The 19760-nt window shown below is 72.5% G+C and carries 20 protein-coding genes and 1 tRNA gene; 7 read left to right on the top strand and 14 right to left on the bottom strand.

What is annotated here, in order from left to right:
• Positions 1-64 precede the first annotated feature (64 nt).
• From OP18_RS07490 to OP18_RS07465, 5 genes are all read right to left on the bottom strand, one after another.
• Positions 65-1318, bottom strand: coding sequence for an ABC transporter substrate-binding protein (locus OP18_RS07490; RefSeq protein WP_033357977.1), 1254 nt, complete (start codon positions 1316-1318; stop codon positions 65-67).
• A 31-nt stretch (positions 1319-1349) separates the two neighbouring features.
• Entirely contained in the window at positions 1350-2843 is a 1494-nt protein-coding gene (locus OP18_RS07485; RefSeq protein WP_156089337.1) for a hypothetical protein, read from the bottom strand.
• A 101-nt stretch (positions 2844-2944) separates the two neighbouring features.
• On the bottom strand, positions 2945-3211 hold the full coding sequence (locus OP18_RS07480) for a hypothetical protein (protein WP_156089336.1): 267 nt from the start codon (positions 3209-3211) through the stop codon (positions 2945-2947).
• A gap of 586 nt (positions 3212-3797) precedes the next feature.
• Positions 3798-4526 (bottom strand): type I 3-dehydroquinate dehydratase, encoded by a 729-nt coding sequence (gene aroD / locus OP18_RS07475; RefSeq protein WP_052386337.1) that lies wholly within the window; start codon positions 4524-4526, stop codon positions 3798-3800.
• Positions 4527-4597: 71 nt separating this feature from the next.
• The gene (locus tag OP18_RS07465) at positions 4598-5362 is read right to left on the bottom strand and encodes an RNA ligase family protein (RefSeq protein ID WP_033357973.1); all 765 of its coding nucleotides are present in this window, start codon (positions 5360-5362) and stop codon (positions 4598-4600) included.
• Positions 5363-5450: 88 nt separating this feature from the next.
• Here OP18_RS07465 and OP18_RS56860 point away from each other — a divergent pair.
• Together OP18_RS56860 and OP18_RS07460 are read left to right on the top strand one after the other, a co-directional pair.
• Positions 5451-5523 (top strand) — tRNA-Ser (locus OP18_RS56860).
• 118 nt (positions 5524-5641) lie between these two features.
• Positions 5642-7180: a TROVE domain-containing protein gene (locus OP18_RS07460; RefSeq protein ID WP_033357972.1), complete on the top strand. Its 1539-nt coding sequence runs from the start codon at positions 5642-5644 to the stop codon at positions 7178-7180.
• Here OP18_RS07460 and OP18_RS07455 read toward each other — a convergent pair.
• A complete protein-coding gene (locus tag OP18_RS07455) occupies positions 7177-8337 on the bottom strand; it encodes a class I SAM-dependent RNA methyltransferase (RefSeq protein WP_033357971.1) in 1161 nt (386 codons plus the stop codon). The two genes, OP18_RS07460 and OP18_RS07455, sit on opposite strands and share 4 nt — an antisense overlap.
• Entirely contained in the window at positions 8334-10343 is a 2010-nt protein-coding gene (locus tag OP18_RS07450; protein WP_211273458.1) for an APC family permease, read from the bottom strand. The genes OP18_RS07455 and OP18_RS07450 overlap by 4 nt, the downstream gene beginning before the upstream one ends.
• A gap of 97 nt (positions 10344-10440) precedes the next feature.
• Here OP18_RS07450 and OP18_RS07445 point away from each other — a divergent pair, with 97 nt between their 5' ends.
• The gene (locus OP18_RS07445; protein ID WP_033357970.1) at positions 10441-11106 is read left to right on the top strand and encodes a potassium channel family protein; all 666 of its coding nucleotides are present in this window, start codon (positions 10441-10443) and stop codon (positions 11104-11106) included.
• Complete coding sequence (locus tag OP18_RS07440) at positions 11103-11813, top strand: potassium channel family protein (RefSeq protein WP_033358080.1); 711 nt, start codon at positions 11103-11105, stop codon at positions 11811-11813. Before OP18_RS07445 ends, OP18_RS07440 begins: the two co-directional genes overlap by 4 nt.
• A gap of 60 nt (positions 11814-11873) precedes the next feature.
• Here the strand turns inward: OP18_RS07440 and OP18_RS07435 are convergent, their stop codons facing one another.
• From OP18_RS07435 to dut, 4 genes are all read right to left on the bottom strand, one after another.
• Positions 11874-12575: a DUF3159 domain-containing protein gene (locus tag OP18_RS07435; RefSeq protein ID WP_033357969.1), complete on the bottom strand. Its 702-nt coding sequence runs from the start codon at positions 12573-12575 to the stop codon at positions 11874-11876.
• 6 nt (positions 12576-12581) lie between these two features.
• Positions 12582-12989 carry an OB-fold nucleic acid binding domain-containing protein gene (locus OP18_RS07430; protein WP_033358079.1) on the bottom strand — a complete coding sequence of 136 codons (408 nt, stop codon included), beginning with the start codon at positions 12987-12989 and terminating at the stop codon, positions 12582-12584.
• Positions 12990-13053: 64 nt separating this feature from the next.
• Complete coding sequence (locus tag OP18_RS07425) at positions 13054-13821, bottom strand: DUF3710 domain-containing protein (protein WP_063745447.1); 768 nt, start codon at positions 13819-13821, stop codon at positions 13054-13056.
• Positions 13818-14279 (bottom strand): dUTP diphosphatase, encoded by a 462-nt coding sequence (gene dut / locus OP18_RS07420; RefSeq protein ID WP_033357968.1) that lies wholly within the window; start codon positions 14277-14279, stop codon positions 13818-13820. Before dut ends, OP18_RS07425 begins: the two co-directional genes overlap by 4 nt.
• 51 nt (positions 14280-14330) lie before the next feature.
• Between dut and OP18_RS07415 the strand changes: the two genes are divergently transcribed.
• Positions 14331-14780 (top strand): DUF3093 domain-containing protein, encoded by a 450-nt coding sequence (locus OP18_RS07415; protein WP_033357967.1) that lies wholly within the window; start codon positions 14331-14333, stop codon positions 14778-14780.
• Here OP18_RS07415 and OP18_RS07410 read toward each other — a convergent pair.
• Together OP18_RS07410 and OP18_RS07405 are read right to left on the bottom strand one after the other, a co-directional pair.
• A complete protein-coding gene (locus tag OP18_RS07410) occupies positions 14767-15579 on the bottom strand; it encodes a hypothetical protein (RefSeq protein WP_245635280.1) in 813 nt (270 codons plus the stop codon). The two genes, OP18_RS07415 and OP18_RS07410, sit on opposite strands and share 14 nt — an antisense overlap.
• A gap of 79 nt (positions 15580-15658) precedes the next feature.
• Entirely contained in the window at positions 15659-15955 is a 297-nt protein-coding gene (locus OP18_RS07405; protein ID WP_033357966.1) for a DUF4193 domain-containing protein, read from the bottom strand.
• A 360-nt stretch (positions 15956-16315) separates the two neighbouring features.
• Here OP18_RS07405 and OP18_RS07400 point away from each other — a divergent pair, with 360 nt between their 5' ends.
• Positions 16316-16897, top strand: a complete 582-nt coding sequence (locus OP18_RS07400) for a LytR C-terminal domain-containing protein (protein WP_052386335.1) — start codon at positions 16316-16318, stop codon at positions 16895-16897.
• 45 nt (positions 16898-16942) lie between these two features.
• Here the strand turns inward: OP18_RS07400 and OP18_RS07395 are convergent, their stop codons facing one another.
• Positions 16943-17743, bottom strand: a complete 801-nt coding sequence (locus OP18_RS07395; protein WP_081970461.1) for an inositol monophosphatase family protein — start codon at positions 17741-17743, stop codon at positions 16943-16945.
• A 263-nt stretch (positions 17744-18006) separates the two neighbouring features.
• On the opposite strand from OP18_RS07395, the gene OP18_RS07390 reads away from it, so the two are divergent.
• The gene (locus OP18_RS07390; protein WP_033357964.1) at positions 18007-19497 is read left to right on the top strand and encodes an RNA polymerase sigma factor; all 1491 of its coding nucleotides are present in this window, start codon (positions 18007-18009) and stop codon (positions 19495-19497) included.
• Positions 19498-19760 lie beyond the last annotated feature (263 nt).

The following is a 19760-nucleotide window of genomic DNA, read 5'->3' as shown; positions in this document are numbered from 1 at the left end:
TTGACAGCTTCCACACATGCCCGTTACCAGGCCACCGCAGGTGGGACCGGTCGCGCCCGGGGCGTCACCCCGCGGCCGCGGCGGCGAACTTCACGGTGTCCCCGTCCTGCACGAACAGCGTCAGCGCCGCGTCGATCGCTGAACTGCGCACGGTACCGGCGACAACACCGTGCGTGAGCGAGCCCACCACCCGGGTCGCGCTGTCGGTCCACTCGGCGATCGCCTGCGCGAGATAGCCGGTGTACCGCGACTTGTCGGCGTCGAGCCGGGCCGGCACGGACCCCTTCTGCGGGTTGAACGCGTCCTGGCCGCTGACCGAGCCGCACTCGATCAGCCACTGCTCGGCGGCCCGGCGGTGCGGCGCCCCGGCGGGCAGCGTGAACGAGTCGGACAGGAAGTCGTAGACCCCGTCCGACCCCGGGGTCGGCACGACCGAGTAGCCCTCCTGGAACACCAGGCCCCTGGTCCGCAGGTACGCGTCGGCCCAGTCGCCCATCACGTTGTACGCGGCGGTCCCGGCGACGACCTTGTCCAGCGCCGGCTGCCAGTCGTCGGCGGCGGCGTCGGCGGCGTCGGACTGCGCCAGGACCTCGATGAACCGCGTGAGCGCCTGCCGGGCGGGGGCGCCGGCCCAGTCGGTCGCGCCGGTCCACAGGCCGGTGTACCCGTCCGCGCCCAGCTCGCCGAGCAGCACGCACTCCAGCAGGTGCTTCTGGGTCCAGGCGGGCCCGATCGACAGCGGCAGGACGCCGCGCCTGCGCAGCGCCGCCGCCTGGGTCAGGAACTGCGGCCAGGTCTCGGCCGGGGTCAGCCGCTGGGCCTCGAGGACCGCCGGGTTGTACCAGAGCAGGTTCGCCCGGTGGATGTTCACCGGCACCGAGTAGATCCTGCCGTCGAACGTCAGCGCCTCGACCAGCCCCTTCGGCAGCCGGTCCCGCCAGCGCTGCTGGTCGTACAGGTACCGGACGTCCTCGACGTAGCCGGCCTCGATGTCGCTGGCGAGCTCGAGGCCGGCGTGCGCCTGGTACGAGTCGGGCGGGTCGTCGTTCTCCAGCCGGGTCGCCAGCACCGTCCGGGCGATCGTGCCGGCGCCGCCCGCGACGGCGGCGTTGCCGAACTCGATGCCCGGGTTGCGCTGCCGGAAGTCCGCGACGAGCGCCTCCAGCCCTTCCTTCTCGCCGGGCCCGGCCCACCAGGAGAAGACCTCCACCTTGCCGGACCCGTCGTCGGCCGGCTCGTCCCCGGCGACGGCGCACGCGGGCAGCCCGAGGAGCGCCAGCCCACCGGCGGCGAGCAGACTTCTCCGGCTCAGTCCCACTTCCGCAGTATCTTCGCCGGGGACTGCCGCGTCAGCGGTTCGGCGGCATCCAGTCGGAGTCCGACCCCTGCTGCGCGGGCGGCTGCTGCGGGTCGTGAGCCGGCGGGCCGTACGCCTGCGGGTCGTACGCCTGCGGGTCGTACGCCTGCGGCGGCGGGGTCAGCCCGGCCTCGTCGGCGAGGGTCGCCGTGGTCAGCGGCTCGACCCGGGCCCGCATGTCGGCGTACGCGGCGAGGGTCAGCGGCGCCGTCAGCACCGCACCCGCCCGCGCCAGCAGGTCCGCCACCACCGTGCCCGCGACCACCGCGACGATGTACCCGGTCCCGACACCCCCGAACGGGCTCGACGACTCCGGGTCGAACCTCGGCGACCCCGGCACCAGCTGGATGATCGTGTTGACGATGTACGCGACGACCCCGATGCCGATGCTGATCCCGGCAATCGTCGCGATCCGGCTGATCGAGGCCGCCAGGTCCTGGTGGAACAGCCGGAAGCAGCGGCTGATCGCCGACGCCCCCCGCTCGAACGTCACCACCACCGGCAGCACCATGAACACCGCCGCGAGGTAGATCGCCGGCACGACGCACGCGCACACCCCGGCCAAGGTGATCAGCCCGGCCAGGATCTGCCACCCCAACAGCGGGAACATCCGCCGCACCGCCAACCCCAGCGCGGCCCCGATCCGCGGCCGCACCCCCGCCGCGACCGACACCGCCACGTGGTTGCACGCGATCGCCACCACGAAGCTCACCATCACCGCGAGGAACGCCCCGACGACCGTGAACCCCAGGACCGTGAACAGCGGCCCGAGATCCGGCGTGACCGGCCGTCCCGTGTCCGGGTCCACGGTCCGGCTCGCCCGCTCCAGCTCGTCGGTCATGTTCAGCAGCAGCAACGCCTGCGGCACGCTGAACAGCAGCGACACCGCGAACCCGATGAGCTGCAGCACCGCCAGCGACCGCCAGCCCTGCCTGAGCACCGCGACCGCCCGCCGCCACCAGCCCGAGTAGTCCGGGCTCACCAGGGGGTCACCCTCCCCGATCACCCCGGGGAACGCCCCACCGGCCGGCACCGCGTGATAGATCATGTACGGCTGCGACGGGTCGTACTGCCCCGGGTACGGCTGCGACCGGTCGTACCCGCCCGCCGGGTACTGCGGCTGCCCCACATACCCGCCGGGCGCCGCCTGCCCCGGATACCCGGGGTAGCCCTGATACCCGGGATACCCGGGCTGCCCGGGTGCCGCGTAGCCCGGCTGCGCGCCCTCACCGGCAACGGGCGCTCCGGGCACCGTCGGCGGCCCGGCGGCCGGCACGGTCGGCGACCCGGACGCCGGCACGGTCGGCGACCCGGACGCCGGGGCGGTCGGCGACCCGGACGCCGGGGCGGCGGGTGGCGCGGCGGCGGCCGGGGTGGTCTCCTCCGGCGGCGCGGTCTCCCGCTGCTGCCCAGGATCGGCCGGGGGCACCGGCTCGGATGGCTGGGCCGGGCCCGTGGACTCGTCGGGCCCCGGGGGCTGGGTCATGGTTCCTCCGTATCGCGGACTGCGCCGGGCGGCACGACACAGAAGATAGGGCCACGCGGCCAGGACCGCCGCCCCCACCGGTGGCGAACCCGGTCACCCGATCAGTCGAGCAGCCCCGAATACACCGTCGTCAGCACGAACCCGACCAGCCACAGCCCGCCGCACCACCAGGTGAGCCGCACCTCGGTGGCCCTGTCGGTGGCCCGCAACGCCTTCACCGCGAGCAGCGCCGACGTCACCATCACCGCGAGGCTGGCGATCCACACCACCCACGCGGCCTGGCTCCGCTCCACCTTCGGCCCGTCGTCGAGCCCGAGCACCAGCCGGATCAACGGCACCAGGAACAGCACCGTGAACGCGATCGTCACCTGCGCCACGGTCCGCCGCACCGGCCGCCACTGATCCCTGCGCCCGCCGCCGCCCGCCCCAGCGCGCCCCGCGGCCGCCGGCTCCGACACCCCAGACGCCTCGGACCCCGCAGCCGCACCGGACGGCTCCACGACACCCGCACCAGACGGCTCCACGACACCCGCGCCCGACGGCTCCACGGCACCCGCACCAGACGGCTCCACGACACCCGCACCCGACGGCTCCGCGGCACCCGCGCCCGACGGCTCCGAAACCGCCGACGGCTCAGACAGCCCGGAAACCTCCGACGCCTCGGACGGCTCAGGTGCGCCCGACGAACCAGAAACGCCCGACGACCCAGAAGCCTTCGGCGACTCCGAAGCGTCCGACGGCCCACAAGCCCTCGGCGACTCCGAAGCGCCCGACGGCCCAGAACCACCAAGCGACTCAGACGGGTCCGACCGCCGAGAAGCGCCCGGCGACTCCGGCGCACCCGGCGGCGTGGACGCACCACCGGCGCCAGCGCCCCCGGCCGCCGCCCCCGAAGAAGGCCGCGCCCCCTCGCCCCCGCGCGGCAGGTCGTCCGCCCCGGAGGCTCCCGTCGGCTCAGTCACCGGACCGCCGCCGGGCGAAGCGGGGTGAGAACAGCTCCAGCAGCCGCACCGTCTCCTCGAACGGCAGCTGCCCCGGTGCCGGCCGGCCGCCCATCGCCGAATAGGTGATCCGCGAGCCGAGCACCGGCAGCATGACGCGGGAGGCGGCGCCCTCGGCGCCCATGCCGATGACGATCACGCCGCGGTGCTGGTGGCGCAGGGTCAGCTCGGTGAGGGTCCGCACGTCGTCGGGGCCGTGGGCCATCGTGCTGATCTTGACGAGGTCGGCGCCGGCGGCGAAGCCCTCCTCGACGAGCGAGTCGAGCGCGGCCGCGGACGGGGTGGCGGCGAAGTCGTGGTGGGACAGGACGACGAGGGTGCCGTGCGCGCGGGCGGCGGCCACCACGCCGGGGCGGATCTCGGCGGAGGCCAGCTCGACATCCACGGCGTCGACCTCGGGCATGACCGCCTCGTAGAGCCGCAGCCGCGCCGGCTCGTCACCCGCCCAGTAGCCCCCCTCGTCCTTCGACCGGATCGTGGCGAGCGTCGGCACCCCGGCGAACGGCCGCACCTGCTCCAGCGCGTGCTCGGGCTGCGTGGAGGCATACCAGTCGACGCGCAGCTCGGCGACGTCGACGCGCAGGTCGCGCGCGAGCGCCGCGTCCCGCGCGGCGTCCTCGTCGCCGAAGCTGACCGCGACCAGCGGCACCTCCTCGGCGAGCCGCTCCCGCAGTGTTGCCATACCCGACACTCCCCCCGCCCCCGAAACCACCGCTCAACGACAGGGGGAGTCTACGTGCCAGGTACGACACTTCACCGCCGCCGGCGCAGCGTCCGCTCGTAGTCCTGGAAGCGGGCCTTGGCGATCACCGAGCGGTCCGGGGCGCGCAGCACGAGCCCCTCGGCGCGGCCCTCGGCGCCGTCCAGCCCGACGAGGGTGGCCGGCAGCGTCGCCGTGAGCAGCTGGTGCATGTCCTCGATCCCGGCCGGCAGCTCGGCGCCGGGCCGGTGCCACAGCCGCGGGGTGAGCTCCAGCCCGGCCTGCGCGGCGAGGGCGACCAGGGCGTCCTCGGGCAGCCACGGCTGGCCGCCGGACTCCCGCCACGCCGAGATCTTCGCCGGCGACCAGGTCAGCGGCTCCTGCCAGTCGGCCAGCTCGGCCACGTCGAAGAGGCGCCACCCGAAGCGTGCCGGGTCCCGGGTGTACTGCTTCGCCGCGCCGCCGACCTTGCCGCCGTACAGCTCCAGGTAGTACACGCGGATCCCGGCACCGCGGGGCAGCCGCTCCGCGACCGGCTTGAGCTGCTCGACGATGCCGAGGGCCGGGTTGCCGATGAGGTCGCCCTTCGCGTACAGCAGCTCCTCCCGCGACCCGATGAGGTAGGACCCGTCGGGCAGCAGGACGAGCCGGCTGTTGGTCCCGTCGACCTTCTCGGTCGCGACGACCTCGCCCGGGAACACCGTGGCCGGCGCGGCGAGGCACCCGGAGCCCGGCTCCAGGGTGTGGTATGTGGCGATCGACGGGTACTTCGTCAGCGAGTTGAGCAGCCGCAGGTCGACGGCGCGGACATCGAACATCACCACATCATCGCCGCCGGAAAATGGCGCGCGCCACGCGAATATCCGCTGCTACGGTTCCCGGCACACGATGTCCCGTCGTGGTGACCCGGTGCGTAGACGCCGGATACTTCGAATCCTCATCGAGAGGTCGCAGGTTCGAATCCTGCCGTCCCGGCCCATCGGGGCGTAGCTCAGCGGTCAGAGCACTGTGTGCCGGCGTCGCCTGGATCTCGGGTCACCACGACGGGACATCACCGTCTTCCCAGCACACCAGCCCCGAAGGAGGGTGATCCCACCATGGCCAAGTTCAACCGGCAGCGCACCCGCCGCCCCGACGGGGTCACCTACCAGGGTGGCGCCGGCTACGCCCGCGACCCGCGGTCGGAGCTGTTCCTGCTGGCGGTCGCCAACATGGTCGGCGAGCAGACCTTCTACGAGCCGGGTGCCGACCGCGACCAGCGCTACCGCGAGCTGATCGCGGCGGCCGCCGTCGCGCACCCGCAGTGGACCGCGGCGCTGCTGCGCTGGCTGCGCGGCGGCGCGAACCTGCGCACCGCGGCGCTGGTCGGCGCGGCCGAGTACGTCCGCGCCCGCCTGGCCGCCGGCCTGGTCAACGGCACCGGCGAGCACCGCCGCGTGGTGGCCGACGTGCTGCAGCGCGCCGACGAGCCCGGTGAGCTGCTCTCGTACTGGACGTCGCGCTACGGCCGGGCGGTGCCGAAGCCGGTGAAGCGGGGCGTCGCTGACGCGGCCCGGCGGCTGTACACGCAGCGCAGCCTGCTCAAGTACGACACCGCCAGCCACGCGTTCCGCTTCGGTGACGTGCTCGACCTGACCCACCCGTCCCCGTCCGGGCCGGCGCAGGGCGACCTGTTCACGTTCGCGCTCGACCGCCGGCACGCCCGGCCCGAGCCACGCGTGGCGGCGTCGCTGGCGACGGTCGCCGCCAACGCGGCCCTGCGCGCCGACGCGGCGGACGACCCGGCGGTGCTGCTGGACCCGCAGCGGCTCCGCGTGGCCGGCATGACCTGGGAGGACGCGTTGTCGCTCGGCGGCTCGCGGCTGCCCAAGGCGGCCCTGTGGGAGGCGATGATCCCGTCGATGGGGTACATGTCCTGCCTGCGTAACCTGCGTAACTTCGACCAGGCGGGGGTGTCGGACGAGGTCGCGGCGGGGGTCGCGGCGCGGCTGGCGGACCCCGGCGAGGTGGCGCGGTCGCGGCAGCTGCCGATGCGGTTCCTGTCGGCCTACCGGGCGGCACCGTCGCTGCGCTGGGCGTGGGCGCTGGAGCAGGCGCTGAACCTGAGCCTGGCGAACATCCCGTACCTGCCGGGCGACACGCTGATCCTGATCGACACGTCCGGCTCGATGCACTCGCCGTTCTCGAAGGACGGCACGCTCATGCGGTGGGACGCGGCGGTGCTCTTCGGGTTGGCGCTGGCGCTGCGGTGCGAGCGGGCGAAGGTCGTGTCGTTCTCGACCCGCACCACGGTGTTCCCGGTGCAGCGGGGTGAGTCGCTGCTGCGCGGGATCGACCGGTTCAAGGCCAAGGGGCACTTCCACAACGGCGGCACCAACACGGCGTCGGCGGTGCGGGAGCACTACCGCGGCCAGCACCGGGTGGTGATCCTGACCGACGAGCAGGCGTCCTTCGACGGCGACGTGTCCACGTCGGTACCGGCCACGACCCCGCTGTTCACCTGGAACCTGGCCGGGTACCGGATGGGCCACACCCCGCAGGCGCGCAACCGCTGGACGTTCGGCGGCCTCACCGACGCGGGGTTCGGCATGATCACCCTGCTGGAGGCCGGCGAGCGCGGCGACTGGCCGTTCTAGGAACGGCTGAACAGGCCGATCGTCTCGAAGTGCTGGGTCATCGGGAAGCTGTCGAAGGCGCGCACCTGCGACAGCTCGTAGCCGAGGCCCAGCAGCAGGCCGGCGTCCCTGGCGAACGCGGCCGGGTCGCACGCGACGTACGCGATCGCGCGCGGTGACCTGGCCGCGATCGACGAGACGACCTCGCGCCCGGCGCCGGCCCGGGGCGGGTCGAGCACGACCAGGTCGACGCTGCGCCAGCGCGGGTTGGCGATCGTCGCGGCCACGTCGCCGTTGACGAAGCGGACGTCCGGCAGGTCGCGCAGCGCCTTGCGGCCGGCGGCGACGGCGCGGCGGTCACCCTCCACGACGGTGACCGGGCCGCAGTGCGGGGCGATGGTGGCGGCGAAGAGGCCGACGCCGCCGTACAGGTCCCAGGCCCGCTCCCCGGCCGCGGGGCGCAGCATGTCCAGCACGGTGCCGGTGAACGTCTCCACGGCGTGCGGGTGGACCTGCCAGAAGCCGCCGGCGTCGACGCTCCATTCGTGGCCGGCGGCGACCTCACGGACCCGCACGGGCGGGCCGGTGAGCGCGCCGCTGCGGCCGGCCCTGGTCAGCACCGCGGTCTCCCCGCCGGACGCGGCGACGGCCTCCACGGTCGAGCCGGGCGGCCACCGGCGGCCGGTCACCGGCAGCGCCTGGATCGCCGGGTGCGCGATCCGGCACCGGTCGACGGGCACCACCTCGGCGGAGCGGTGCCGGTGGAAGCCGGCCCGTCCCTCGTCGTCGACGGCGTACTGGACCCGGGTGCGCCAGCCGAGCGCCCCTCCGGGCAGGGCTTCCACCGGTACCGACGCCGAAAATCCGGCGAGGCGGGCCAGCTGCTCGCTCAGGACCTGGGACTTCATCCGGCGCTGGGCGTCGGGGGCGGCGTGCTGCCAGTCGCAGCCGCCGCACGCGCCGGGGCCGGAGAACGGGCACGGCGGGATGACCCGGTCGGGTGAGGGCAGCAGGATCTCGACGGCGTCGGCGCGCAGGTAGCCCTTGCGCTCCTCGGTGATCCTGGCCAGCACCCGCTCGCCGGGCAGCGCGTGCCGCACGAAGATGACGCGGCCGTCGTGCCGGGCGACGCAGTGCCCGCCGTGCGCCACCGCCCCGATCTCCAGCTCGAGCATCATTCGGTGGGGGTCTCGGCGGCGCGGCGCGGGCCACGCTGCGGTCCGCGGGTGAACGCGGCGTCGAGCTTGGCGATGTCGACGTCGTCGATCGAGCTGAGCTGCCACGGGACGCTGGTGACCATGACACCCGGCTCGAACAGCAGGCGGCCCTTGAGCCGCAGCGCGCTCTGGTTGTGCAGCAGGTGCTCCCACCAGCGGCCGACCACGTACTCGGGGATGAAGACGGTGACCACGTCGCGGGGCGAGTCGCGCCGCTTCGACCGGACGAAGTCCAGGATCGGGCGGGTGATCTCGCGGTACGGGCTCTCCACGACCGTCAGCGGTGCCGGGATGCCGCGGCGCTCCCACTCCGCCTGCAGGTTGCGGGTGTCGTGGTCGTCGACGTTGACGGTCAGCGCCGTCAGCGAGTCGGGCCGGGTGGCCTGCGCGTAGGCGACGGCCCGCAGCGTGGGGCGGTGCACCTTGCTGACCAGCACGACGGCGTGGTTGCGCGACGGCAGGACGGGCCGGTCCTCCGACGGCATCAGCTCCCGGGCGACGGTGTCGTAGTGCTTCTTGATGCCGACCATCAGGAAGTAGATGACGATCATGGCGATAATGGCGATGTACGCGCCGAGCAGGAACTTCGTGATGAGCACGACGATGAGCACGGCGCCGGTCATGCTCAGGCCGATCATGTTGATCGTGCGGGACCGGATCATGCGGGCCCGGGTGCTCTTGTCCCGTACGGTGCGCAGCAGCCGGTTCCAGTGCAGGATCATGCCGGCCTGCGACAGCGTGAACGACACGAACACGCCCACGATGTACAGCTGGATGAGGCGGGTGACCTCGCCCTGGAACCCGACGATGAGCACCATCGCGGCGAGGGCCAGCAGGATGATGCCGTTGGAGAACGCCAGGCGGTCGCCGCGGGTGTGCAGCTGGCGGGGCAGGTAGCGGTCCTGGGCGAGGATCGAGCCGAGCACCGGGAAGCCGTTGAACGCGGTGTTCGCGGCCAGGAACAGGATCAGCGCGGTGATCACGGCGACGACGTAGAGCATGATCGAGCCGGAGCCGAAGACGGTCTCGCCGAGCTGGGTGGTGACCGTCTTCTGCACGTAGTTGTCGGGGCCGCTGACGATCTGCCGGGCGGGGTCCTCGACGTACTGCAGGCCGGTCTTGCCGGCCAGCAGGATGATGCCGAGCAGCATGGTGATCGAGATCGAGCCGAGCAGCAGCAGCGTGGTCGCCGCGTTCTTGCTCTTCGGCTCCCTGAACGCCGGCACGCCGTTGGAGATCGCCTCGACGCCGGTGAGCGCGGCGCAGCCGGACGAGAAGGTCCGCAGCAGCAGGAACGCCATGGCCCAGCCGCTCAGGTTGGCGTGCTCGGCCTCGATGGTCAGCCCGGCGCTCGGCGCGCGCAGGTCGTCGCCCAGGACGAAGATCTTGAAGAAGCCCGTGATGACCATGCCGATCATCACGATCATGAAGCCGTACGTGGGGATCGCGAAGGCGCTGCCCGACTCGCGGATGCCGCGCAGGTTCAGCGCGGTCAGGATCGCGATCGCGATGATCGAGATCGCGACCTTGTGGGTGGCGACCCACGGCACGACCGAGCCGAGGTTCGCCACGCCGGACGCGGTCGACACGGCGACGGTCAGCACGTAGTCGACGAGCAGCGCGCTGGCGACCGCGACGCCGAAGCGCGGCCCGAGGTTGACCGACGCCACCTCGTAGTCGCCGCCGCCGGACGGGTAGGCGTGCACGTTCTGCCGGTAGCTCGCGACGACCGTGAGCATCACCACAGCGACGGCCAGGCCGATCCACGGCGAGATGAGGAACGCCCCCGCCCCGGCGATCGACAGCGTCAGCAGGATCTCGTCCGGCGCGTAGGCGACCGACGACAGCGCGTCGGAGGCGAAGACGGGCAGGGCGATGCGCTTGGGCAGCAGCGTGTGTTTCAGCCGGTCCGAGCGGAACGGTCGGCCCAGGAGCAGCCGCTTCATCAGGGAGGTGGGACTGGCCACGACCGCTAAGCGTACGGGTCGCGCGCCTGCCGGATGCACCGGTCCGGCCCGCGCATGGCATCCTCAACACGGGTGCCGCACACATCGGAGGCGTTACGTGCACGTGGTGATCATGGGGTGCGGGCGCGTGGGCTCGACCCTCGCACTGAGCCTTGAGCAGCGCGGACACTCGGTCGCGGTGATCGACTCCGATGCCGACGCGTTCCGCCGCCTGGGCGGGGACTTCACCGGCGCGACCGTCACCGGGATCGGCTTCGACCGCGACGTGCTGCTGTCCGCCGGCATCGAGCGGGCCGACGCCTTCGCCGCGGTCTCCTCCGGCGACAACTCCAACATCATCTCGGCCCGGGTCGCCCGCGAGACGTTCGGCGTCGAACGGGTCGTCGCCCGCATCTACGACCCGAAGCGCGCCGAGGTGTACGAGCGCCTCGGCATCCCGACCGTCGCCACGGTCCGGTGGACCGCCGACCGCATGCTGCGCCACCTGGTCCCCGAGGGCAACGTGGAGATCTGGCGCGACCCCACCAGCACCGTCTCCATCATGGAGATCCCGATGCACCCCGACTGGATCGGCCGCTCGGTCGGCGACCTGGAGGCGCACAGCGGCACCCGGCTGGCGTACCTGATGCGCTTCGGCCTGGCCATGCTGCCCACCGAGTCGACCGTGATCCAGGACGGCGATCTCGCCTTCATGCTCGTCACGGACGAGATGGTCGCCTCCGTGACGAAGGTCACCGGCTCCGCTCCCGAAGGGGGACACTGATCATGCGGATCGCCATCGCCGGGGCCGGCAACGTCGGCCGCTCCATCGCCACGGAGCTGGTCGACAACGGCCACCAGGTCATGCTCATCGAGCGCGTCCCGCGCATGGTCCGCCCCGAGCGCGTCCCCGCCGCCGAGTGGATCCTCGCCGACGCCTGCGAGCTGTCCTCCCTGCAGGAGGCCGACCTGTCCTCCTGCGACGTGGTGGTCGCCGCGACCGGCGACGACAAGGTCAACCTCGTCGTGTCGCTGCTGGCGAAGACCGAGTTCGCGGTGCCGCGGGTGGTGGCCCGCATCAACCGCGCCGAGAACGAGTGGCTGTTCAACGAGCAGTGGGGCGTCGACGTCTCCGTGAGCAAGCCCCGCCTGATGGCGGCGCTGGTCGAGGAGGCCGTCTCCGTCGGCGACCTGGTCCGGCTCATGACGTTCCGCCAGTCCGAGGCCAATCTCGTGGAGATCACGCTGCCGGAGACCGCGCCGTACGTCGGCCACCCGGTCCGCGAGGTGCCGCTGCCGCACGACTCGGCGCTGGTCGCCATCCTGCGCGGCAAGCGGGTCCTCGTCCCCACCCCGGACGACCCCCTCGAGGCCGGCGACGAGCTGGTCTTCGTGGTCACCTCGGAGATGGAGGACTCGGTGCGCGCGGTGATCCTCGGCGCCGACTCGGTGGAGAACACCCGCAAGAAGCGCGGGCCGCAGTTCTTCTAGCCCCGTCCGGGCCTCCGGCCCGTCCGGCGCTCTGGCCCCCGTCCCGTCCCGGGCCGGGGGTCAGTCGGCCGGGCGGGCGACCTCGACGGCGGGCGTGGCGGGCTCCGAGTCGCGGATGATGCGCCGCGCCTGCCAGATCGTCAGCGCCGCCAGCAGCGCGTACGGCGGCCAGCCCAGCGCCAGGCGGGCGACGCCGAGCAGGTCGGCGGCGTCCTCGCGCCAGAGCTGGATCTGCACGCCGAGCTTCGCCAGGTAGACGACGGCCCACAGGACCGTGAGCCAGGCGAAGGCACGGCGCAGCCGGGGGTTGTCCCGCCAGCGGGTCTCGCCCTTGTCGAGCATCACGGACCACAGCCAGCCGACCAGGGGCCGGCGGAACGCGACCGAGGCGAGCATGCCGACCGCATACGCCGCGGTCAGGGCCATGCCCGGCAGGTAGATGTCCTTGGCGTCGCCGCTCTTCCAGGCCAGGTACGCGCCGATCGCGATGCCGAACACGCCGTTGACCGAGTGGCGGACCGACTCGCGCCGGCTCAGCCGGTACACGGCCATGGACAGGGCGGCGGCGACCGCGACGATCAGCGACGTGCGCAGCGACCACCAGTGGAAGTGGTCGCCCAGGAAGTTGACCACGATGAAGAGCGTGATCGGGATGCTCGACTCGATGAGGCCGCGGGCCCCGCCCAGCTGCTCGGACATCTGCACCGAGAACGAGGGCAGCGGCGCTTCTTCCTCGGCGTCGGCGGTCTTACCTGGCTGCATCCGGCCTCATCTGGGTGTGTCGAGCTCGTAATACGGGTTGTAGAGCACCTTACGGCCGTCGCGGACCGCGATGCGCCCCTTCGCCGTGATCGCTCGACCGGGCTCGATGCCGGCGATGTGCCGGCGACCCAGGAAGACCAGGGTCACCAGATCGCTGCCGTCGAACAGCTCCGCCTCCAGGGTGGGCAGGTTGGTGCGCGGCGTGTAGACCACGGTGCGCAACCGGCCCTTCAGGCTCACGACCTGACCGCGCCGGCAGGCGAGCGCGGGCATGCTGCCGCACTGCTTGGCGTCGCGCTGCAGCTCTTCGGCGTCGAGCTCCGCCTCGCTGGCGGTGAGGCGGCGGAAGAACCTCCGCAGCCCCCTCGCCTGCTCGACGGACGGATCGACGACTTTCTCACTGTCCGTGGTCATGATGTCGGTGCCACCCTCCTCGGCCAGACATGACACCTCACTACGACGGTACAGCTCACAACGGCTATTTGCGCCGGGGCCTCGGTGACGGCTTTCGGCGCTCCGCCCCACCGGCGCCATTGGCACCGTCGGCCGCGTCCGTGACGGGAGCCTCGGACTGGCCCTCGGCGGCGGTCGCCTCGGCGACCTCCTTCGGCAGGTGCAGCGGCAGCGGCTCGCGGACCGGCATCGCCTCGTGGCCCCGGTCGACGACCAGGTTGCGCAGGCACTGCAGCAGCTGCGGCGCGACGCTCGGGTCGACCGCGGCCGGGCCCTGGAAGACGGCACGGACCAGCCAGCGGGGGCCGTCGATGCCGACGAACCGGATGTCGGTCAGGCCGTCGGGGGTGCGCACGCGGGCGCGCAGCTCGACCCCCCACTCGCCTTCGGCGTCCTCGGCCGCGACGCCGTCGGTGAACAGCTGCTTGCGGATCTCGCCGCGGACCTCGTCCCAGATGCCCTCGCTGCGGGGCGCGGCGAAGACGCCGAGCTGCAGGGCGCTGTCGTTGTGGACGAGCACGATCTGCTGGATCTTGCCCTCGTTGTCGGCCTGGACGCGGACCTCCACGTCGTCGACCGCGGGCACCTTGAGCGCGCCCAGGTCGAGCTGCGGGATGCCGGCGGGCGCCTCGGTGATGTCATACGGGCCCTCGGGCCGGTCCGCCTTGGGCGCCACCGCCTCCTCCGGCTCGTCGTCGACGAGGCCCAGCTCCTCCTCGAGCCGGCGGGTCCCGCTGGGGCGGGTGTCGTCCTTCGCGTGCCGCCCGCTCCCGCGATTGCGCGAGAAGATCACTGCTCTGCCTCCAGTTCAGCATGCCCACCGGTGGATCCGTGACCCCCGGCTCCGCGCACAGTATCGGGAAGGTGGTCGACGCCGTGGAAGTGTGCCCGCTCCACCCGCTGGACCACAAGCTGGGCAATCCGGTCACCTCGGCTGATTTTGGCCGTGATCACCCGATCGTGATTGACGAGGTTCACCAGGATCTCGCCGCGGTACCCCGCGTCGATCGTGCCCGGCGCGTTGAGCACCGTCACGCCGAGCCGGTGCGCCAGGCCCGACCGCGGGTGCACGAGGCCGACGTAGCCGTCCGGCAGCGCGATCGCGATCCCCGTGGGGACCAGCGCCCGCTCGCCCGGGGCGATGTCGACGTCCCGCGCCGCGACCAGGTCGGCGCCCGCGTCGCCGGGGTGCGCGTACGCCGGCAGCGGCAGCTCGGGGTCGAGCCGCCGGACGTGAACCTCCACCGTCATGCCTCCATCCTGCCGGGTGCCCCTGCGCACCGGACACGTACCCTCGCACACGTGGCACAGCCGACCTCGTACCGTGAGCGCCTCACCGTCGCCTGGTGGCTCTGGCTGCCGGCGGTGGCGGTCGCCGGGCTCCTCGCGGCGGAGGTCCGGCTCGGCGCGCCCGGCCTGGCGACGTGGATCCCCTACCTCGTCCTGCTGCCGTTGACCACCGTAGGACTGTGGTGGCTGGGGCGCATCCGCGTCGAGGTGTCCAACGGCGAGCTACGGGTCGACGACGCGCACATTCCGCTGCGATACGTCGGTGAGGTGACGCCGCTGTCGGCCGCGGACAAGCGCGACCTGCTCGGCCCGTACGCGGACCCGGAGGCGTTCGTGATCCAGCGGCCGTGGATCGCCGGCGCGGTCCGCGTCGATGTGACCGACGACGCAGATCCGACGCCGTACTGGCTGATCAGCACCCGCCACCCGGAGCGGCTCGCGGCGGCGCTCAGCCCTCGATGACCTTGCGCCCGGCCTGGAGGTCCTTGCGGATCTCGGTGCCGAGCGCCAGCGTGGCCCGGCGGTTGAGGAACCCTCCGACGGCGGCGCCGGTCAGGAACGGGCCCAGGGTGCTCAGGTTGCGCCCGAAGCGCTGCAGGAGCCGGTCGCGCAGCTCCTTGCGCAGCGCGGTGCCCATGGCGGCGGCGACGCTGCCGCCGACCCGCAGCGGGTTGACGCCGCGGCGCTCGGCCCACGCCTGGATCAGGACCACCGCGCGCTCGGCGCCGGTGCCCTCCACCGGGCGGCCGTAGACGGCGTGCAGCTCGCCGATCAGCTTCATCTCCACCGCGACCACGGCGACCGTCTCGGCGGCCAGCAGGACCGGGGCGGTCAGCAGGCTGGGGGTCACGGCCCACTCGACGGCGGCCACGCCGCCGCCGGCGGCGCCGATGCCGGCGGTGACCCGCGCCGCGTTGCGCACCAGCCGGTCCGCGAGCGCGTCGCCCTCCAGCCCGGGGTGGTGCACCCGCAACGTGTCGAGGTCACGCACCGGGATGTGCGGTGCGACCGTCGTCACCGTGTCGGTGATCCAGTTGAGCGCCTTCTTCGGCCGGAACAGGTCCTTGACGCCCCGCTCGCGGATCTCGAGACGGACCAGCCGGCCGAGCAGGCGCCGGCGCTCCTTCTGCTCGACGCCCTCGTCGGTCAGCGCCGCCACCGCGGTGGACAGCTCGGCCTCGTCGACCGGGACGGCGGCGCCCGAGGAGGCGGCGGCGCCGTCCAGCGGCTGGTTCTCGGCGAGCTCGTCAGGCTGGGCCATCGTCTACCTCCGGAGGTGCGAAACGGTGCCGCCTATGACTCAAGCACGCCTGCGCCAGGTCCGCGTGATCAACTCACCGTCAGGCGCACTCCCGGCAGATCAGCTCCCCGTTGCGCTCGGCCGCGAGCTGGCTGCGGTGGTGCACCAGGAAGCAGCGCGAGCAGCGGAACTCGTCGGCCTGCATCGGCAGGACCTTGACCGTCATGTCCTCGTCGGCGAGGTCGGCGCCGGGGAGCTCGAAGGTCTCGCCCAGCTCCGTCTCGTCGACGTCGACGATCGCCGACTGCGCATCGGTCCGGCGGGACTTCAGCTCCTCGAGGCTGTCCTCCCCGAGGTCGACCTCGTCGCGACGTGGCGCGTCGTAGTCGGTGGCCATCGGTGTTCACACTCCCAATTCATTCGCCCGTAGGTGTCGCGCCCGGTGTAACGTCCAACGGGCGGCGTACCTTACCGCCCTCGTGCGTTTGTTGTACGCCCACTCGCGGAAACTTGTTCCCAATGTGACCGAGGCGACACAACAACGTCCCCGGCTTCTGATCCACCGGGGGCCACGGCGATGCGACCTTACCGCCACCCGGCCGTTCCCGTGGGGAGTCGTCCTGCAACGGCGAGTAGGAACTTTGTGGTAACCCGGGTGGGGACTTCAGCATGTTCCCCCGGCAGGCGCTAACCTTCCCGGCAGCCAGAGCGTCTATCTGGTGACGGAGTCGCTCTGGGGGCGGGGAGAAGCACTGCCATGAGTTTCGCGCGGGTGAGAGCCCTGGCGCTGGTTGGCCTGCTCGTGGTCACCGCGGCGGTCTTCGTGACCATCGCCCTGGTGAAGGACCGCCAGACCGGTCCCATCAAGGCCAACGAGTGTGCCCAGGACGCCGTGATCGTGAACGACAGGTTGCCTGAAGAGAAACAGGTCAACCTCAACGTGTTCAACGCGACGAGCAAGCCCGGCCTGGCCGGCGAGATCACCAACGACTTCGCCAGCCGCGGGTTCAAGGCCACGGTGCAGAACGGGGCGCCCAACCCGCCGGTGAAGAAGGCCAACGAGAAGGTGGCCGTCATCCGGTTCGGGCCGAAGGCGGTCGGCGCCGCGTGGCTGGTGCGGGCGTACTTCCTGGACAAGTCCGAGGACGAGTTCGACAAGAACCGGCAGGACGACAAGGTCGACGTCATCCTCGGCGGGAAGTTCCAGCAGCTGCCGACGGTGACCGAGGTCAAGCAGTCGATCGGCGCCCTGGGCAACCCGGAGCTGCCCGAGGGCACCTGCGCCGAGGCCCCGGGCCGAGGCTTGACCGGGCCGAGGCTTGACCGGGCCGAGGCTTGACCGGGCCGAGGCTTGACCGGGCCGAGGCTTGACCGGGCCGAGGCCTCAGGGCCCCTTGTCGGCCCCGAGCTCGACCAGGCGGTCGTGCAGGCCCTGGTGCAGGGCCGGCGGGGCCGCCACCACCATGTCGGGGCCGGCCGTGGCGCCGCGCAGGCCGGTGACCAGCAGGCCGGCCTCCGCGGCCACCAGGCCGCCGGCGGCGTGGTCCCAGGCGTTGAGGCCCTTCTCGTAGTAGGCGTCCAGGCTGCCCTCCGCCGCCAGGCACAGGTCGATCGCCGCGGCGCCGAACCGCCGCACGTCACGGATGTCGCCGATCAGGCCCGCCAGGACGGCCGCCTGGTGCAGGCGACGGTCGGCCGCGTATCCGAAGCCGGTGCCGACCAGCGCCTGGCGCAGGTCGGTCTGCCCGGAGCCGGACAGCCGCCGCCCGTCGGCGTAGGCGCCGCCGCCCCGCACCGCGGTCCACTCCCGCCCCGTCGCGGCGTTGATGACCACGCCGGCCACCACCTCGCCGTCGACCTCGGCGGCCAGGGACACGGCGTACTGCGGCAGGTCGTAGAGGTAGTTCACGGTGCCGTCGATCGGGTCCAGGATCCAGCGCACGGCGGCGCCGTCACCCTCGCCGCCGCCGAACTCCTCCCCCAGCACCACGTCGCCGGGGCGGGCGGCGTGGATCGCGTCGCGGACCTGCCGCTCCACCGCCCGGTCGGCGGCCGTGACCACGTCGGTGAGCGTGGACTTCGTCGCGACGGGGTCGACACCGGCGGCCCGCATCGCCCGGGCCCGGGTCGCAGCCTCCCGGGCGATCGACACCGCGAGGTCCAGCAGTTCGTGTTCCCGATCCATGCACCCCATCCTGTCAGGCCCGGTTCCGCCCATCCGTTCGGTCACAACGTGGGGTCAGGATCGCGGGTCGGGCCCACAGAGCGGGATGTTGGGGCGAGAGAGCGTTACAATTCACGCGCTGCCCGCTGTCGCTCGTGAATCCGCCCCGGACGCACGGCACACGGGCGCCACCAAAAGCACCCAAGGCCCACTCAGCACGGCCGCGCCGTGCGCGAACTCGGCCGCACCGGCCGTCGCTCGCTCATCGCACCGGAAGGTCGTTCGTGACAGCAGCTCACCAGCCCAGCGTCGACGTACGCTCGCTCGCCGACTCGCTGATCGCGCGTGCGGCCGCCAATGGCGGCCACCTCACGTCGGCGGAGGTCGCGCAGGCGGTCGACACCGCAGATGTGACCCCCGCACACGCCAAGAAGCTGCTCAGGAGTCTCGCCGAGGCCGGAGTCACCGTCGTCGTCGACGACTCCGCCAACGGGCGGCGCCGGGTCGCGGCGGCACGCTCCGCGACCCCCGCGTCCAAGGCGGCCACCGCCAAGGCCGCGCCGGCCCGTAAGGCGCCGGCACCGAAGCCGCTGACAGCCGTCGAGTCCCCACAGGATTCGGGGGTGGAGAGGGCGCCCGTGAAGAAGGCAGCGACACCCGCAGCACCCGCCAAGAAGGCCGCCCCCGCGGCGGCGGCGCCGGCGAAGGCCGCGCCGGCCGCGCCCGCGAAGAAGGCGGCGCCGGCCAAGAAGGCCGCCGGGCCCGCGAAGAAGGCCGTGCCCGCGGACGCCGCCGACCCGGGCGCCGGTCCGAAGATCGCCGGCGACGAGCCGGAGCTCGAGGAGATCGACGACGCCGCGCTCGTGGCGGAGATCGAGGACGTGGTCGCCGACGAGCCGGTCGAGGTCGTCAAGGCCGTCGAGGCCGACGCCGAGGCCACCGCGACCGACGACGACTTCGCGTGGGACGACGAGGAGTCCGAGGCGCTCAAGCAGGCCCGCCGCGACGCGGAGCTGACCGCGTCCGCCGACTCGGTGCGCGCCTATCTCAAGCAGATCGGCAAGGTCCCCCTGCTCAACGCCGAGCAGGAGGTCGAGCTGGCCAAGCGCATCGAGGCGGGGCTGTACGCCGCCGAGCGCCTGCGGGCCGCCGAGGACGCGGGCGAGCCGATGGTCATGCCGGCCAGCCGCGACTTCATGTGGATCTCCCGCAAGTTCTCCACCTACGCCACCTGGTGGATCCGCCAGGCCATCACCCGCGCCATGGCCGACCAGGCCCGCACCATCCGCATCCCGGTGCACATGGTCGAAGTGATCAACAAGCTCGGCCGCATCCAGCGTGAGCTGCTCCAGGACCTGGGCCGCGAGCCCACCCCGGAGGAGCTGGCCAAGGAGATGGACATCACGCCGGAGAAGGTGCTGGAGATCCAGCAGTACGCGCGTGAGCCCATCTCGCTCGACCAGACCATCGGCGACGAGGGCGACAGCCAGCTCGGTGACTTCATCGAGGACTCCGAGGCCGTCGTCGCGGTCGACGCCGTGTCGTTCTCGCTCCTGCAGGACCAGCTCCAGCAGGTGCTGCAGACGCTGTCGGAGCGCGAGGCGGGCGTCGTGCGGCTGCGGTTCGGCCTCACCGACGGCCAGCCGCGCACCCTCGACGAGATCGGCCAGGTCTACGGCGTGACCCGCGAGCGGATCCGCCAGATCGAGTCCAAGACGATGTCGAAGCTGCGCCACCCGTCGCGTTCGCAGGTCCTGCGCGACTACCTGGACTGACCTTTCACATTCCGCTGTGCGCGAACCCGGGCTGTCCCTTTTGGGGCGGCCCGGGTGTGTTTCCGGTCACCGAGGGCATGAGGGAGGGGTGCCGCCGCCTCAACCCACTTGTGATCGCCGCCGAGGCGCGATAGGAAGCACGTAGCGGGTGTTGCGGTCCGGGCTCTCGCAGGCACGACGGAAATGTGACATCGGTCCCCCTCATCCGGTGGGAACGATGTCAGGCAAGACGGTGTTGAACCATCTGTGAACGACGCAAGGAA

The organism is Dactylosporangium aurantiacum (assembly GCF_000716715.1).
Taxonomy (GTDB): Bacteria; Actinomycetota; Actinomycetes; order Mycobacteriales; family Micromonosporaceae; genus Dactylosporangium; species Dactylosporangium aurantiacum.
Note: the sequence above shows the minus strand (reverse complement) of the source record. Positions and strands in the feature narration are given on the sequence as shown.

Bases quoted from the DNA above. Each gene is read 5' to 3' on its own strand.
- OP18_RS07485 (WP_156089337.1), bottom strand. From the start codon at position 2,843: ATGACCCAGCCCCCGGGGCCCGACGAGTCCACGGGCCCGGCCCAGCCA.
- aroD (WP_052386337.1), bottom strand. From the start codon at position 4,526: ATGGCAACACTGCGGGAGCGGCTCGCCGAGGAGGTGCCGCTGGTCGCG.
- OP18_RS07465 (WP_033357973.1), bottom strand. From the start codon at position 5,362: ATGTTCGATGTCCGCGCCGTCGACCTGCGGCTGCTCAACTCGCTGACG.
- OP18_RS07460 (WP_033357972.1), top strand. From the start codon at position 5,642: ATGGCCAAGTTCAACCGGCAGCGCACCCGCCGCCCCGACGGGGTCACC.
- OP18_RS07455 (WP_033357971.1), bottom strand. From the start codon at position 8,337: ATGATGCTCGAGCTGGAGATCGGGGCGGTGGCGCACGGCGGGCACTGC.
- OP18_RS07435 (WP_033357969.1), bottom strand. From the start codon at position 12,575: ATGCAGCCAGGTAAGACCGCCGACGCCGAGGAAGAAGCGCCGCTGCCC.
- OP18_RS07430 (WP_033358079.1), bottom strand. From the start codon at position 12,989: ATGACCACGGACAGTGAGAAAGTCGTCGATCCGTCCGTCGAGCAGGCG.
- dut (WP_033357968.1), bottom strand. From the start codon at position 14,279: ATGACGGTGGAGGTTCACGTCCGGCGGCTCGACCCCGAGCTGCCGCTG.
- OP18_RS07410 (WP_245635280.1), bottom strand. From the start codon at position 15,579: ATGGCCCAGCCTGACGAGCTCGCCGAGAACCAGCCGCTGGACGGCGCC.
- OP18_RS07405 (WP_033357966.1), bottom strand. From the start codon at position 15,955: ATGGCCACCGACTACGACGCGCCACGTCGCGACGAGGTCGACCTCGGG.
- OP18_RS07400 (WP_052386335.1), top strand. From the start codon at position 16,316: ATGAGTTTCGCGCGGGTGAGAGCCCTGGCGCTGGTTGGCCTGCTCGTG.
- OP18_RS07395 (WP_081970461.1), bottom strand. From the start codon at position 17,743: ATGGATCGGGAACACGAACTGCTGGACCTCGCGGTGTCGATCGCCCGG.